This is a genomic window from Klebsiella pasteurii (genome assembly GCF_018139045.1).
GTDB lineage: Bacteria > Pseudomonadota > Gammaproteobacteria > Enterobacterales > Enterobacteriaceae > Klebsiella > Klebsiella grimontii.
In genome coordinates this window covers 2,181,645-2,196,473 of the sequence record NZ_CP073236.1, presented here as the reverse complement: position 1 = coordinate 2,196,473, position 14,829 = coordinate 2,181,645, and the positions used below count along the sequence as shown (strand labels likewise).

The following is a 14,829-nucleotide window of genomic DNA, read 5'->3' as shown; positions in this document are numbered from 1 at the left end:
CTACACCGCCTTGCTTGGATCAAAGGCATCGCGAACCGCCTCACCAATAAAAATCAATAACGTCAGCAGTACCGCCACCGATAGAAAGGCGGCGATGCCCAACCAGGGCGCCTGAAGGTTGTTTTTACCCTGCAACAGCAGCTCACCCAGCGAAGGTGAGCCCAGCGGCAGGCCAAAGCCGAGAAAATCGAGCGAGGTCAGGGTGGTTATTGAACTACACAGAATGAACGGCAGAAAGGTCAGGGTGGCGACCATGGCGTTAGGTAGCATATGGCGTAGAATAATCGCGCGATCGCTGACGCCAAGCGCCTGCGCGGCGCGGATATAATCATAGTTACGGGTGCGCAGGAACTCGGCACGGACGACGCCGACCAGCGTCATCCAGCCGAACAGCACGGTAATGGCCAGCAGCCACCAGAAGTTGGCCTGCACAACGCTTGAGAGCAGGATAATCAGAAACAGCGTCGGCATTCCCGACCATACTTCGATAAACCGCTGTCCCCAGAGGTCAATTTTTCCACCGTAATACCCCTGAACGGCGCCGGCCATCACCCCCAGCACGCTGGAGAAGAAGGTCAGCAGCAGACCAAAGAGAATGGAAATGCGCGTACCGTAGAGAATTCGCGCCAGCACGTCTCCGCCGTTGGCATCGGTGCCCAGCCAGTTCTGGGCTGACGGCGGCGAAGGGAAGGGCGCGTCGGTGGCGAAATTTATGGTCGTCGCGCCGAACCGAACCGGCGCCCACAGGGCCCAGCCGTTATCGTCCAGCCGCTTTTGCAGCCACGGGTCCTGATAGTCGGCGGCGGTGGCAAAGCTGCCGCCGAAAGTGGTCTCGCTGTAGTTTTTCAGGAGCGGGACGTAGAGGCTGCCCCGGTACTGGACGAGCAGCGGCTTATCGTTAGCAATCAGCTCAGCGCACAGGCTACAGGCGAAAAGCGCTAAAAAGATCCATAGCGACCAGTAGCCGCGGCGGTTGTGGCGAAAACGCGCCCAGCGGGCCTGGTTGACGGGACTAAAAAATGACATTAGCGGCCCTCAAAATCGATACGCGGATCGACCAGCGTATAGCTGATATCGCTGATGATATTCAGCAGCAGGCCAATCAGGGTAAAAATATACAGCGTGCCGAACATGACCGGGTAATCGCGAGATACGGTGGCCTCATAGCCCAGTAGCCCCAGTCCGTTTAGCGAGAACATCACTTCAATCAGCAGCGAGCCGGTAAAAAACATACTGATAAAGGTGGCCGGGAAACCGGCGATTACCAGCAGCATGGCGTTGCGAAATACGTGTCCCCAGAGGATCTGCTTTTCGCTGACCCCCTTGGCGCGGGCGGTAACCACGTACTGCTTGCGGATTTCATCAAGAAAGCTGTTTTTGGTCAGCATAGTGAGGGCGGCAAAACCGCCGATCACCGTTGCCAGCACTGGTAGGGTGATATGCCAGAGATAGTCGAGGATTTTTTGGTACCAGGGCAGGCTGTCGAAGTTGGCTGACACCAGCCCGCGCAGCGGAAAGAGATCGAAATAGCTGCCGCCAGCAAAGATAACGATCAGCAAAATGGCGAACAGGAATGCCGGGATTGCATAGCCGATAATAATCAGCGTACTGCTCCAGACGTCAAAATGGCTGCCGTTGCTGACCGCTTTACGGATCCCCAGCGGAATCGACACCAGATAGATAATGAGCGTACTCCATAAACCCAGGGTGATAGAGACCGGCAGGCTGTCTTTAATCAGCTGTAGTACCGATGAGCTACGAAACAGGCTATCGCCAAAATCAAAGCGCAGGTAATCTCCGAGCATTTTAAAATAGCGCTCGTGCAGAGGCTTATCAAAGCCGTAGCGGTGGGTTATCTCTGCAATCACCTCCGGGTCCAGCCCGCGCCCGCCGCGATAGTGCCCATCGCTGATGTTGCTGACCCCGGTACGCGCATGACTGGCGGCCATGCCGCCGTCTCCGGCGCCGGGCAAGCCGCCGCGGTCGCCGAACTCAATCGCCGCAATCGCCTGATCGACCGGACCGCCGGGCGCGATCTGCACAATAAAAAAGTTAATGGTGATAATCGCCCACAGGGTGGGGATGATGAGCAGTAGTCGGCGGAGCAGATATGCACCCATCTTAATTCCTTAGCGTCTGTCCGCGGGGAGTCTGGCCGCTTTGCTTGCGTCGTACCACCAGTTTTCGAAACCGGAGGAGTAGACCGCGCGGGTCTGCGGGAAGGAGAATTTGTCCCAGTAAGCGGTTCGGTCCTGCGCCATATACCACATCGGCAGCATGTAATAGTTCCAGGTCAGCACGCGGTCGAGAGCCCGGCCCAGCGGCAGCAGCTTTTCTTTATTACCCTGCCAGCGAATAATCTGCGCGATGAGCCGGTCGACGGCCGGGTTTTGTACTCCTGAGGCGTTGTAGCTGGAGTTTATATATTCGGAGTCCCAGGAGACTTGCAGGTCGGTGCCGGGCCAGGGGGTGGCGCGCCAGACGTTAGGCATCATGTCGTAATCCCGGCTGCGCTTGCGGTTACTGTATTGGGAGTTGTCGACCTGGCGAATATCCATGACGATGCCGAGCCGCTGGAGGTTGTGCTGGAAGGGCAGGACCCAGCGATCGCTACTGCCAGAGGGGAGCAGCAGCTCAAAGCGTAACGGTTTGCCGCTCTGCGCGTTTACCCGCTGCTGGTTTTTCACTATCCATCCCGCCTGGTTGAGGATGGCATCGGCTTTGAGTAAATTCTCTCGCGCAAAACCGTCGCCGCTGGAAACCGGCGGCCGGTATATCTGCGTGAAGACTTCAGCCGGGATCTCTTTTTTCAGCGGCGTCAGCAGGGCGAGCTCGTCGGCATCTGGATAATCGCGCGCCGCATATTCGGTATTCTGAAAGAAGCTGTTGGCGCGGCTGTAGGAGCGATAAAACAGCGCCTTATTCATCCATTCAAAATCAAAAGCGAGGGTAATGGCTTCGCGTACCCGGCGGTCGGAAAATACCGGGCGCTGAATATTAAACGCCAGCCATTGCGTGTTCTGCGCCGAGGTGTTGGTGTATTCGTCTTTTACGATATAGCCGTGGGTAAAATTGCGCCCGACGTAACGAGTAGCCCAGTTTTTGGCAACGTTCTCTTCGCGACGGTCAACGGCGCCGGCCTTAAAGGCTTCGAAAGCAACGTTGTCGTCCAGGTAATAGTCGTAGCGCAGCGTATCGAAATTCCAGCGTCCGCGGTTGACCGGTAAGTCGGCGGCCCAGTAGTCTTTTACCCGCGAGTAGGTAATGTACTGGCCCATGCGCCAGGCAGTGATGCGATACGGACCACTGGCCAGCGGTGGCGCAGAGAGTGGATCGCTAAGCTTATGGTGCTGCCAGTATTTTTCCGGCATAACGGGCAGCGTCATCAGGCTAAGCATGTTCTCTTTGCCCGGTTTGGCTAAATCAATGCGGACGGTGAGTGGAGCGATGGCTTTTACCGTGGTGCCTTTATAATAGAGGCGAAACTGCGGTACCCCTTCGGTCATAAACTTCTGGAAGGTAAACGCAACATCGGCGGCGGTGATGGGGCTGCCGTCGTGATAGCGCGCGCGCGGATTGAGCGTAATCTCCATCCATGAAAAATCATCGGCATAGCGCGCATGCTCGGCAATCAGCGGATAGTAGCTGCCGGGCTCATCGTCAGAGGTGGTGAAGAGCGTATCGTATAAACTTTCGGTACGAATACCCGGGTTGCCGCGCATGGCGTAGCGGTTGAAATTATCAAAGGTGCCGATGGCGGCGAGGGTAATTGCGCCGCCTTTAGGCGCGGCGGGATTGGCATAATCGTAATGGGTGAAGCCTGCGGCGTATTTCGGCTCGCCGATAATCGCGAACCTGTCGCTCTCTTTAATGGTTTGCGCCTGGCTGTGCAGGCTAAATAAGGTCAACAGTATCAGGCTGATGCGCGCAAAAATAACCAGGATATCGTCCTCCCATGCCGGGCCTGAAACGGCCTGACCTCTGATAGCAAATAATAAAGGACACTTAGCGGGTTGTGAAATATTTCGCCGGTTCATCATGGGCGGCGATCAGCGCTTCCAGCGTCAGCGGTCGGCTTAACCAGTATCCCTGCAAATAATTTACCCCATGATCGCGCAGCCATTCCGCCTGCTCCTGCGTTTCCACGCCTTCGGCGACGGTGGTGAGCTTCAGCCGGCGGCTTAGGGTGATAACGGCGTCCAGCACCGGCGAGGTCACGGTCTCCGTGCCGATAGCCTGTACGAAGCCGCGGTCTATTTTCAGGTAATCAAAGTTATAGCGTTCCAGATAAATTAGCGCGCTATGGCCGGTACCGAAATCATCAATCGCGATTTCAAAACCCTGCTCGTGCAGCCAGTCGAAGTTTTCTAAGGAACGATTTTTATCGATCATCGCGCGCTCGGTGATTTCCAGCACCACGCTAAAATGGTCGGCCGGCATGGCGGCGGTGAATCGCTGCAGATCCTGCTGAAAGCTCCCGGCGTGTAGATGCATGGGGGAAATATTGATCCCCAGCTTGCTCCCGGCGGGCAGGAGCGTTTGCAGAACAGGCGCATCCTGCGCAATCAAGGTTAAGAGATGGCGGGTAAGCGGAATGATGATCTGCTGGGTTTCCGCAAGGTTGATAAAGACATCGGGAGGGATCTCGCCGGCCACCGGATGCCGCCAGCGCATCAACACCTCAATGCCGCTAATTTGTAGCGTCTCTGACCTCACCACCGGTTGATAGACCACGTAGAACTGATCGTTTTTGATGGCCAGTAGAAGCTCTTTGCGCGGGTCCGACTTAATGGTGAGGACGTAGTAGCTTAAAAGCCCGGCCAACAGTCCGCAAACGACGCCCAACAGCAGAGCAAACTGCGTATTCTCCGCCAGCCAGCTGTTGGCGTAGAGATAGACTTTCAGCGGCAGGCCGTCAATTTGCGTCTGGCGAATGGGTGGCGAGATCAGGGTCTGCGGGTCGATGAGTTGGTTACTGAAGGTGGAAATGGCGACGTCCTTAATAGCCAGCGCCAGGCCGCTGAAATCATTCTGTCGCGCTGAATAGAGGATATAGGGCGTCAGGTTGGCATTAATCGAGACAAAAATACCGTCTTTCCCACCGTGGGGGCTACGGACCCACAACGCCAGCGCTGCGCTTTTGGGCATCATTGGCGTCCCGGGCAGAATCGCCATATCGACCGCTTGCGTTACATCAAGCTGCGGTATGAGCTGGGTTAAGGGCGTACTCATGACGCCTGTAGCGGAGGAACAAAACGCGAGGCCATTTTTGACCAGCAGGACAGCGCGGACGTTTGGGCTGAAGGCCGCATGGGCGGTTAAGCCTGAGGCGACGTTCTCACATGGCTCATCGACCAGCGGCTGCAGGTCGTGGATAGTCTGATTTAAATCGTGAAAATAGTCCTGCAGATAGGTATGGACGTTGTTAATAATGGCGTCGAAACGCTCCGCCCGGTTGTGATAAATCACCATAAACTGGATGCTACCGGCCAGCAGGGCGACGGCTATTCCAATACATATACTTGTCAGCCAGATTTTTCGCCGGGGAGCGAGGTGACGGGTAGGCATAGGCTATATTGTCAGTCCGTATTGTTGATGTGCGCCAAAGGGCTGATAGAAAACGTTTTTTCTATCCCTGCTTAAAGACATAGCTTATTTTACGAAGTTTATTGGCTGGCGAGCAAAAAAAAACACCGCCTCGGCAGTGTTTTTTTGTTTCTACCGTTGGCCAAGGGATTAACCAACGGTAGAAGACGATTACGAACGACTCAGAACGCGTCGCGCTTCGTTATAGCGCTTTTTCCAGTACGGTTCATCCATGCTTGAAATGGTCACACCGCTGCTGGTGGATGCATGAACAAACTGATTGTTGCCGATATAGATGCCAACGTGGCGGCCCGTGGAGCCGGCGCGGAACAGGACTAAATCACCGGTACGCAGCTGGGCGCGGCTGATCGATTTTCCAGAATCCTGCTGCTCTGAAGTGGAGCGGGGCAGTTCCAGGCCAAACTGTTCACGAAAAGTCCGTTGCACAAAGGCGGAACAATCGATGCCTTTACGGGTGCTGCCGCCGAGGCGGTAACGCACGCCCTTCCAGCTGGCATACTGATCCATCAAGCGGGACTTGACGTCCAGGTTGCGGACCATCGTTTCAAATTCATCCTGAGAGGCTTGCAGTGATGATAAATCGCCACTACCCACAGCAAGCGTCTCAGAATGCATATTTCTGGCGGTACTATTTGAACTACACGCGGAAAGCAGAACCGCAACTGCAATCGCGGGGGCGACCCGCAAGATATATCTCAAAATCGGCTGAGATTTGACCATGCTGTGTGTTATCCCTTGTTGTCCTTAACGACAATGTCGTTATAAAAAATGCCAAACGTGTTAGAGCCTAATTACCTGGTCGCAATGAGACAATTCCGTAAGCATAAAACTGTGGAGTCACGCACAAATTTATTCATTCTTTGAATTGATGTCGCTGACGAGGCAAAACGAGATTGAGGTTACCCGATCAACCGGGGGATGGCGAGCGGTTTTACGCATTTTCTTATAAGTATTTTTGCGACAAAAAGTGAATCATCGGCAAAGGACAAAATAGCGGCAGTGATGGGTAAAAAATACGCAATTTACTCATTTTTAAGATGATTAATATGACAGAAAGATGATGCAGGATGAGAAAACAGGCGAGGGCAAAAAAAGGGACCCAGAACGATCCCTTATGAATGATATTAATTAATTGTAAAGATAGATTTAAATTTTTGCTTTTCTACCCGGAAGGTGGCGCTCAAATAAGGCAATAACACTATCGCTCAATGAGGTCATCAATACCCAGGGGGCGCCTATGAGCACTGCCGTTAATGAGCCGACGGCAATATCGGTAAACCAGTGGGCGCCAATCATCACGCGTGGGAAAGCGAACACCACGAATATTACCAGCGCGATAGCAAACGCCCGGCGGCCAAAATAACGCCACATAAATGACGCAAATATCAGCAGCATCATCCCGTGATCGCCCGGGAAACTGTCTTTTGAAGCATCTTTGGTGGGGAATGAGATCACATCGCTCACTTTGGTGATGTCGGTAAAAGAGAGCGAAGGGCTGGCGCGCTTAACCGGCATCAGGTGCTGGGCCAGCTGATTGATAATGACGGCAGCCAGCAGCATCACCAGGCCGATGATAATCACCCGCCGGCGTCCGGCGCTCTGCTCTTTAAACCAGAAGCTCAGCATCAGGCTGCCCATCGCCAGTAGCGAGCAGGCGTCAAAGGCACGGTTATTGATAATCGCCAGCAGCCAGGTATAGGCGGTGCTCACGCCAACCAGGTGATTAAAGAAATAGAAGATCGCCGAGTCCAGCGGATTCCAGAAACCATGGTTAACGGGAAGGTACCATGAACAAAAAAGCGCTATACCCGCCGCGTTCAGCAGCAGAATAAGGGGAATTCGATTTTTAATCATAACTATCGTGTATTGGGTAAACGACGGCAACCATAGCCGTCTTAACTTAAACGAATCCTCAACAAGGAGGCCTGCAGTGCATTCCAGTCGGTCTCGGTATCGGCAATCAGCTCGATGCGGCTGTCGGGAGGGGAGAGGTTCTGCGTCTCAATATGCAGATCAAGCTGTTGGCGATTGATCCTTACCAGCCCCTCCGCAATGCGCATCACGCCTTTGACGCGCCCGACCGGCGCCAGGCGCGCCCATTCGAGCAGGGCAACGGTGTCGAAAACGGTTTCAGCGTCAAAAATCCAGCCGCAGGCGTGATAGCCCTGACCGCTATTCAGGCTGCGACGCCAGCGCTGATGGGCGGGGAGGCTAAGTGCCGCAAGGCCTTGTTTCTGCCCGTGGCCGTGCGCGTGTTCGGCGCTGGCGGGGAGCGGCGCAATATTGCGGCGCGGTAAATCAAGCAGCATCGGGTCGATATTGCCCCGCGTGGCGCTGACGAACCGGCGATCGCCCGCGTAGGCCTGCCACCATGCGGCAAAGGCGCGTTGACTTTCCTCCGTCGAGCGGTCGGCTTTATTGCTGATAATAACGTCAGCGGCCGCCAGCTGGTCGCGAAAGTTGTCGTTGGTCACCGCTTTTTCGTCAAGCAACTGGCGCGGGTCCAGCACGCACAAGGTGGCGCGCAGGTCGATCCACGGCTCGTATACCGAGGCGGTCAGCATATCGAGGATCTGTTTAGGATGGCCCAGCCCGGTGGGTTCTATCAGCAGGCGATCGGGTTTGCCCTGGCGTAGCAGGGTATTAAGCCCGACCTGCATCGGCAGGCCGTTTACACAGCACATGCAGCCGCCGGGGATCTCTTTGAGCAGCGCGCCGCTTTCCGCCAGCAGCGCGCCGTCAATACCCACTTCACCAAACTCGTTGACCAGCACGGCCCATTTTTCATCCGCGGGCTTATTGGCCAGCAGATGCAAAATCGTCGTGGTTTTACCGCTGCCGAGAAACCCCGTGATCAAGTTGGTTTTGGTCACTTTTTCTCCAGGATAAATGTAATGTTGTAACAGTTACGCCTATCCTGACGAAAAAAAGCGAAAAAGAGAAGTCTTAGCGCGGACAGAAGGGGACTCTGTCCGCTAAAAGGCAGTTATTGTTAAGCGTTCAGCGTGGCGGCAATCGCCTGACGCGCACCAAAGGCGGCAAGCTGATGCCATGCGGCGGTGATGTGAGCAACAAACTGCGGATCCTGCGGCAGGTCGTGACCGAAGATCTCCTCAAGCGTAAGCAGGGCCGCTACGCGCTGGTGTTCATCGCTGGCGGAGACCAGTTTCTGTATCTTATCGGCCAGCGGATCGCGAATATCAATGGCATTTCCGCCATCATCAATACCGCTGACGTAGCGCATCCAGCCCGCGACGCCGAGCGCCAGGAGCGGCCAGCGGCTGCCTTGCGTAAGGTGGACGCGAATACCGTCAAGCATACGTTGCGGCAGCTTCTGGCTGCCGTCCATGGCGATTTGCCAGGTCCGATGCTTCAGCGCCGGGTTGCTGAAGCGTTCGATCAGGCTGTCAGCATACGCCGTCAGATCCACGTCCTGAATAGATAAGGTCGGCGCCTGTTCGTCAAGCATCAGGCGGTATGCGGCGCTGCGGAAAATCGGATCCTGCATGCAGTCGCTAATATGCGCATGACCTGTCAGATAGCCAAGCCAGGCGAGGAACGAGTGGCTGCCGTTGAGCATCCGCAGTTTCATCTGTTCCCACGGCAGGACGTCATCGGTCATCTGGACGCCCGCGGTTTCCCAGGCCGGGCGTCCGGCAACGAAGTTATCTTCGATGACCCATTGAATGAAGGGTTCGCAGCTGATAGCGCAGGGGTCTTCTACGCCCAACGCGGCGCTAATTTCCGCCAGCGATTCATCGGTGGCGGCTGGCACAATACGGTCAACCATGGTGCCGGGAAAACTGACGTGCTCGGCGATCCACTGCGCCAGCTCCGGGCTCCGTTTTTCTGCCATTCCCAGCACGGCGTTTTTCACCACATGCCCGTTGTTGGGGATGTTATCGCAGGAGAGGACGGTAAACGGCGGTAGTTCACGCTGACGGCGGCGCGATAACGCTTCGACCAGAATGCCGGGAACCGATTGCGGCAGCGTCGGGTTTTGCAGATCGTGGATAATGCGCGGCTGCGTCATGTCCAGCAGGCCGCTGGCCGGATCGATGCAGTAGCCTTTCTCGGTGATGGTCAGAGAGACGATGGCGACCTGTGGTTCGCAAAATTTCTCAATAATCGCGGCCAGCGAATCCAGTTTTGCGTTCAGGCATTCATGGACGGCGCCGACCACGATTGGCTGATTGCCCTCGGCGCCTTTTTCTAGCACGGTAAACAGGTGGTTCTGCTGGCGAAGCTGGCTCATTAGCCGATCGCCGCTGAACAGACTGATCTCACAAATCCCCCAGTCCCCGCCGCCGGCGTTAAGCACCCGATCGGTGAGGAGCGCCTGGTGCGCGCGATGAAACGCGCCGAAACCAAAATGCACAATACGCGAACGCAGCTGGCTGCGGTCATATTGAGGGAGCTGTACGCCTTCCGGCAGCGTAGCCGTAGCAATGGTAGTCATTCTTAACACACCTGATTAACGGATAATTAACATTCCCAGTGTAAAGTTATATGACAACAAATTAAATTGGTGAGCCTTATTTATCCGCTTAATGTGAGCTCGATCATCAATTGTTAGCTGAATACCCGGCTGGCCTGAAAAGTGGGCGCGCTTAACGGAGGAGAGGAGCGATAGTTTAATTACTATTGGTATAACAACTTTGCAGCGAGTGAAGGGAGAGCAACGTTGCCAGCAGAGAGAGGGCCAGGCGCTGCGGATAAGGTGCGAAAAAAAAGGACAGCCGCTGGCTGCCCTTTATGATGTTGCAAACGCAGAGTTTAGTCCGCGCGGCCCATATAGCGACTCTCTTCGATATGGATACGAATGCGCTCGCCCGCGCTCAGGTATTCAGGCACCTGAACAACAAGGCCGGTGCTCAGCGTCGCCGGTTTGTTACGGGCGCTAGCGGATGCGCCTTTAATACCTGGTGCCGTCTCAACGATTTCCAGATCCACGGTCTGCGGCAGCTCCAGCGCCAGCAGCTGGCCGTCCCAGGTCAGAACCTGCATATCCGGCATGCCGCCTTCCGGCATAAACAGCAGCTCTTCTTCGATTTGCTCTTTGGTAAAGATATACGGGGTGTAATCTTCTTTATCCATAAAGACGTATTCGTTGCCATCGATATAGGAGAAGTCAACGAAGCGGCGGGTCAGGGTGACGGTATCAACGATGTCGTCGCCTTTGAAGCGTTCTTCCACTTTCAGGCCGGTGCGTACATCGGAGAAACGCATTTTGTACAGCGTCGCTGCGCCGCGGGCGCTGGGTGACTGAATATCAATATTTTTAACAATCAGCAGTTTGCCGTTGTAATTCAGCACCATACCTTTTTTAATTTCATTCGCTCTTGGCATTGCAGTAATCCTGTCACTTAAAGGGTCGAAAATATCGCGTAAAACTACTCGCGCCGGGCCTTTCAGGCAAGTGGAATTCGTCTGTTTTGCTATCTTCAGGTAAAACGTTTAGGCTGGGCTGCTAAAAGCGTTATCGGAAGAGTCGATTATGGAATGCCGCCCTGAATGCGGAGCTTGCTGTATCGCTCCTTCTATCTCCAGCCCTATCCCGGGCATGCCGCAAGGCAAGCCGGCAAACACCCGCTGCGTGCAGCTATCGCAAAATAATCTCTGCGCTATTTTTGGCTCGCCGTTAAGGCCGAAAGTGTGCGCCAGCCTGAAGCCGGAAGCGGAAATGTGCGCCTCCAATCGCGAAGACGCCATGACCTGGCTGCTTCATCTTGAACAGAGCACCTCTGCGTAGTGCATTTACCCGTCATACTTCAAGTGGCATGTGCGTTGGCTTCACTCGCTCACGCCTCCTGAAACTTGAATTATTTAGGGTATAAATTTTGTAAAAGCTTAATGCAATAAATCAGAAAAATTATGCTCAGGATCCATCTCCCGCGCGAGGGCGATCAGTTTCTTCTTATTACCAAGAGCGTAGCCGGATTTCTGTTTAACCAGCAGGCCTTCCTGACAGAATTGTGCGATCACATATAATAAATGACGATACGACACTCCCATATATTCCGCCGCCGGGGTATGTTTTTCGTGATAAATATCACAATGCTGAGTTAATAAAATAAATGCTGCCAGACGATTCACCAGTGGAAAAGATTGATTTTGGGTGAGCGACACGATGTTACGGTAGTTTTTTTGGCTTAACGCGATACAGAGATTACGCAGGAAAATGACGTCATTCAGCAACAAAGGGCGGAATGAAGCGATGGGCAGCGCCAGGCACCAGCACGCTTCGATGGCCTGAACGCCACGCGGATCGTGATGTTTATCAATGAGTTCTATCTCGCCGATAAAGCAGGGTGCGCCAAAGAAGTCGATCAGCGAGACCCGACCATTAGCTGATGTGGTGTAAAGCTTAGCCCGGCCGCGTGCGAGGTAAAAAAGGTGCGCGGGTTGAGCCCCCTCTTTAACAATATAATCCCCTGCCACAGCGTGGAACAATCGTGTATCCCGCACAACATCGACGGAAAATTTTTCCAGGTACCCCGAGTCGCTTATCAATTGCTGCTTGAGATTTTCATTTTGGATTTCTTTCACGGTCGCTTCCCGGTATGAGATTTCTCATATTCAGTATCAGTTTTCGCCTGGTATGCTGCAAACGTTAATCCGATACCTGTTTAATCCTGCTGTAATAACATAAAAATGGCGTAAAAGCGAAAAGAGGGAATAAAAATGGAAAAAAGAAAAATTATACTCGACTGCGATCCAGGTCACGATGATGCTATTGCGATAATGATGGCGGCCAGACATCCGGCAATTGATTTATTAGGAATAACAATTGTTGCGGGTAACCAAACGCTGGATAAAACGTTAGTCAATGGATTAAATGTTTGCCAACATTTAGATGTCAATGTGCCGATTTATGCCGGGATGCCACAGCCAATTATGCGTCAGCAAATTGTCGCTGATAATATTCATGGTGAAACCGGACTGGATGGGCCGGTATTTTCACCGTTAACTCGTCAGGCAGAAGAAACGCATGCGGTTAAATATATTATTGACACGCTCATGGCTAGTGAGGGTGACATCACGCTGGTGCCCGTTGGCCCACTGACCAATATAGCCGTCGCCATGCGAATGCAGCCGAAAATCCTGCCGAAAATTCGCGAGATTGTATTAATGGGCGGTGCTTATGGTACCGGAAACTTTACGCCATCGGCAGAGTTTAATATTTATGCCGACCCTGAAGCCGCTCGCGTGATATTCAGCTCGGGTGTCCCTCTGGTCATGATGGGTCTCGATTTGACTAATCAGACGGTCTGCACCGCTGATGTTATTGCACGCATGGAAAAAGCCGGCGGTCCGGCGGGACAGTTGTTTAGCGATATCATGAATTTCACCCTCAAAACGCAGTTTGAAAACTACGGCTTAGCGGGTGGTCCGGTGCATGATGCCACCTGCATCGGCTATCTGATTAATCCTCAGGCCATCAAAACACAGGACATGTATGTTGAGGTAGATGTTAACAGCGGCCCCTGCTATGGCCGTACGGTCTGCGACGAACTGGGCGTACTCGGTAAAGCGCCGAATACCAAAGTCGGCATCACTATTGATACCGATTGGTTTTGGGGTTTAGTCGAAGAGTGCGTGCGGATGTACCGCTAATTCACTTTGTACCAGGCGTGCGGAATATCCCTCATCGCCTGATATACCCGTCGTCTTTCAAGCGGCTTCTTTGTTGGCTACGTTCGTTCACCCCCGTCACTTACTTGAGTAAGATCCTGGGGCTTTAATGAGGGACATCCGTGTCCCTTACCAAAGGCAGCCTTTGGCTGTTCAAATTCGTACCAGACGAATTTGTCTCTCTTGCCGCCTCTAAGCAACTTGAAATCCATTGGGTATAGAAACAGGCGGGCAGTAAGCTGTCGCCCGTAATAAAATCAGACATACCAAAACCTGGCGTAATGCCGGGTTTGCTGGCATCAAGAGATAATCATTATGGATATAATGAGAAGTGTTCTGGGTATGGTGGTATTACTGGCAATCGCTTTTCTACTGTCAGTAAATAAAAAACGAATTAGTCTGCGCACGACTGGCGCGGCGCTGGTACTGCAAATTGCTATTGGTGGTATTATGCTCTATTTTCCGCCAGGAAAATGGTTGGCGGAGCAGGCGGCTTTCGGCGTACATAAAGTGATGACCTACAGCGATGCCGGTAGCGCATTTATTTTTGGTTCGCTGGTCGGGCCGAAAATGGATCTCTTATTCGATGGTTCTGGTTTTATTTTTGCTTTTCGGGTATTGCCTGCCATTATTTTTATCACCGCATTGGTAAGCCTGCTTTATTATATTGGCGTAATGGGAATACTGATCCGAACTCTTGGCGGAATTTTCCAGAAAGCGCTGAATATTAGCAAGATTGAGTCGTTTGTTGCCGTTACCACCATTTTCCTTGGGCAAAATGAGATCCCGGCGATCGTTAAGCCCTTTATTAATAAGCTAAATCGTAATGAGCTATTTACCGCGATTTGCAGCGGGATGGCTTCAATCGCCGGGTCGACGATGATTGGCTATGCCGGGCTGGGCGTGCCGATTGATTATCTGCTGGCGGCATCGCTGATGGCGATTCCCGGCGGTATTCTGTTTGCCCGCCTTCTCAGCCCGGCGACTGAAGTATCGCAGGTGACTTTCGAAAACCTCTCCTTCACCGAAACTCCGCCGAAAAGTTTTATTGAAGCCGCGGCTAGCGGCGCGATGGCTGGGGTAAAAATTGCCGTGGGCGTGGCGACGGTAGTGATGGCGTTTGTGGCAATTATCGCTCTGATCAACGGCGTGATTGGCGGTATCGGCGGTTGGTTCGGTTTTGGTCACGCGACTCTGGAGGGGATTTTCGGTTATATCCTTGCACCGCTGGCCTGGTTAATGGGCGTTGACTGGAGTGATGCGACGCTGGCGGGCAGCCTGATTGGCCAGAAGCTGGCGATTAACGAGTTCGTAGCCTACCTCAACTTTTCGCCGTTCCTGCAAACGCCGGGAGCGCTGGATGTGAAAACTATCGCCATTATTTCTTTTGCGCTATGTGGTTTCGCCAACTTTGGTTCTATTGGCGTGGTGGTTGGCGCATTCTCGGCAATTGCACCCCAGCGCGCGTCTGAAATTGCCCAATTGGGGATGAGGGCGCTGGCTGCGGCAACGCTGTCAAACTTAATGAGCGCAACAATTGCCGGGTTTTTTATTGGCCTGGCGTAATACTCTGGTGTGCCGCTGATG

General features: G+C 53.5%; 13 protein-coding genes. 3 read left to right on the top strand and 10 right to left on the bottom strand.

The annotated features are described in order from the left end of the window. The 9 genes from KCG39_RS10225 to yeiP all read right to left on the bottom strand — a co-directional run bounded on the left by KCG39_RS10225 (position 1) and on the right by yeiP (position 10,956). Complete coding sequence (locus KCG39_RS10225) at positions 1-1,026, bottom strand: ABC transporter permease (protein WP_004132447.1); 1,026 nt, start codon at positions 1,024-1,026, stop codon at positions 1-3. Then, on the bottom strand, positions 1,026-2,120 hold the full coding sequence (locus KCG39_RS10220; RefSeq protein WP_004122930.1) for a microcin C ABC transporter permease YejB: 1,095 nt from the start codon (positions 2,118-2,120) through the stop codon (positions 1,026-1,028). The genes KCG39_RS10225 and KCG39_RS10220 overlap by 1 nt, the downstream gene beginning before the upstream one ends. A 9-nt stretch (positions 2,121-2,129) precedes the next feature. Beyond that, complete coding sequence (locus KCG39_RS10215) at positions 2,130-3,935, bottom strand: extracellular solute-binding protein (protein WP_032742169.1); 1,806 nt, start codon at positions 3,933-3,935, stop codon at positions 2,130-2,132. Between the two features lie 70 nt (positions 3,936-4,005). Then, positions 4,006-5,568 (bottom strand): cyclic di-GMP phosphodiesterase, encoded by a 1,563-nt coding sequence (locus KCG39_RS10210; protein ID WP_004122925.1) that lies wholly within the window; start codon positions 5,566-5,568, stop codon positions 4,006-4,008. Positions 5,569-5,757: 189 nt separating this feature from the next. After that, positions 5,758-6,327, bottom strand: a complete 570-nt coding sequence (gene mepS / locus KCG39_RS10205; RefSeq protein ID WP_004122922.1) for a bifunctional murein DD-endopeptidase/murein LD-carboxypeptidase — start codon at positions 6,325-6,327, stop codon at positions 5,758-5,760. Positions 6,328-6,753: 426 nt separating this feature from the next. Continuing rightward, a complete protein-coding gene (locus KCG39_RS10200) occupies positions 6,754-7,467 on the bottom strand; it encodes a phosphatase PAP2 family protein (protein ID WP_162626038.1) in 714 nt (237 codons plus the stop codon). A 35-nt stretch (positions 7,468-7,502) separates the two neighbouring features. Further along, complete coding sequence (locus KCG39_RS10195; protein ID WP_142467997.1) at positions 7,503-8,480, bottom strand: CobW family GTP-binding protein; 978 nt, start codon at positions 8,478-8,480, stop codon at positions 7,503-7,505. A 119-nt stretch (positions 8,481-8,599) separates the two neighbouring features. Then, positions 8,600-10,066, bottom strand: a complete 1,467-nt coding sequence (locus KCG39_RS10190; RefSeq protein ID WP_142467996.1) for a mannitol dehydrogenase family protein — start codon at positions 10,064-10,066, stop codon at positions 8,600-8,602. Between the two features lie 317 nt (positions 10,067-10,383). Further along, a complete protein-coding gene (yeiP, locus tag KCG39_RS10185) occupies positions 10,384-10,956 on the bottom strand; it encodes an elongation factor P-like protein YeiP (protein WP_004122911.1) in 573 nt (190 codons plus the stop codon). Positions 10,957-11,104: 148 nt separating this feature from the next. On the opposite strand from yeiP, the gene KCG39_RS10180 reads away from it, so the two are divergent. After that, the gene (locus KCG39_RS10180) at positions 11,105-11,359 is read left to right on the top strand and encodes a YkgJ family cysteine cluster protein (RefSeq protein WP_004122909.1); all 255 of its coding nucleotides are present in this window, start codon (positions 11,105-11,107) and stop codon (positions 11,357-11,359) included. A gap of 98 nt (positions 11,360-11,457) precedes the next feature. Here the strand turns inward: KCG39_RS10180 and KCG39_RS10175 are convergent, their stop codons facing one another. Continuing rightward, the gene (locus KCG39_RS10175) at positions 11,458-12,156 is read right to left on the bottom strand and encodes a transcriptional regulator YeiL (RefSeq protein ID WP_004122908.1); all 699 of its coding nucleotides are present in this window, start codon (positions 12,154-12,156) and stop codon (positions 11,458-11,460) included. Between the two features lie 135 nt (positions 12,157-12,291). Here KCG39_RS10175 and rihB point away from each other — a divergent pair, with 135 nt between their 5' ends. Together rihB and KCG39_RS10165 are read left to right on the top strand one after the other, a co-directional pair. Then, a complete protein-coding gene (gene rihB, locus KCG39_RS10170; protein WP_087829138.1) occupies positions 12,292-13,224 on the top strand; it encodes a ribosylpyrimidine nucleosidase in 933 nt (310 codons plus the stop codon). Between the two features lie 333 nt (positions 13,225-13,557). Beyond that, complete coding sequence (locus tag KCG39_RS10165; RefSeq protein WP_004122903.1) at positions 13,558-14,808, top strand: NupC/NupG family nucleoside CNT transporter; 1,251 nt, start codon at positions 13,558-13,560, stop codon at positions 14,806-14,808. Positions 14,809-14,829 lie beyond the last annotated feature (21 nt).

What these genes read in the sequence shown, in the direction of transcription:
- KCG39_RS10225 (WP_004132447.1), bottom strand. Translation starts at nt 1,026, where the DNA reads ATGTCATTTTTTAGTCCCGTCAACCAGGCCCGCTGGGCGCGTTTTCGC.
- KCG39_RS10220 (WP_004122930.1), bottom strand. Translation starts at nt 2,120, where the DNA reads ATGGGTGCATATCTGCTCCGCCGACTACTGCTCATCATCCCCACCCTG.
- KCG39_RS10210 (WP_004122925.1), bottom strand. Translation starts at nt 5,568, where the DNA reads ATGCCTACCCGTCACCTCGCTCCCCGGCGAAAAATCTGGCTGACAAGT.
- mepS (WP_004122922.1), bottom strand. Translation starts at nt 6,327, where the DNA reads ATGGTCAAATCTCAGCCGATTTTGAGATATATCTTGCGGGTCGCCCCC.
- KCG39_RS10190 (WP_142467996.1), bottom strand. Translation starts at nt 10,066, where the DNA reads ATGACTACCATTGCTACGGCTACGCTGCCGGAAGGCGTACAGCTCCCT.
- yeiP (WP_004122911.1), bottom strand. Translation starts at nt 10,956, where the DNA reads ATGCCAAGAGCGAATGAAATTAAAAAAGGTATGGTGCTGAATTACAAC.
- KCG39_RS10180 (WP_004122909.1), top strand. Translation starts at nt 11,105, where the DNA reads ATGGAATGCCGCCCTGAATGCGGAGCTTGCTGTATCGCTCCTTCTATC.
- rihB (WP_087829138.1), top strand. Translation starts at nt 12,292, where the DNA reads ATGGAAAAAAGAAAAATTATACTCGACTGCGATCCAGGTCACGATGAT.
- KCG39_RS10165 (WP_004122903.1), top strand. Translation starts at nt 13,558, where the DNA reads ATGGATATAATGAGAAGTGTTCTGGGTATGGTGGTATTACTGGCAATC.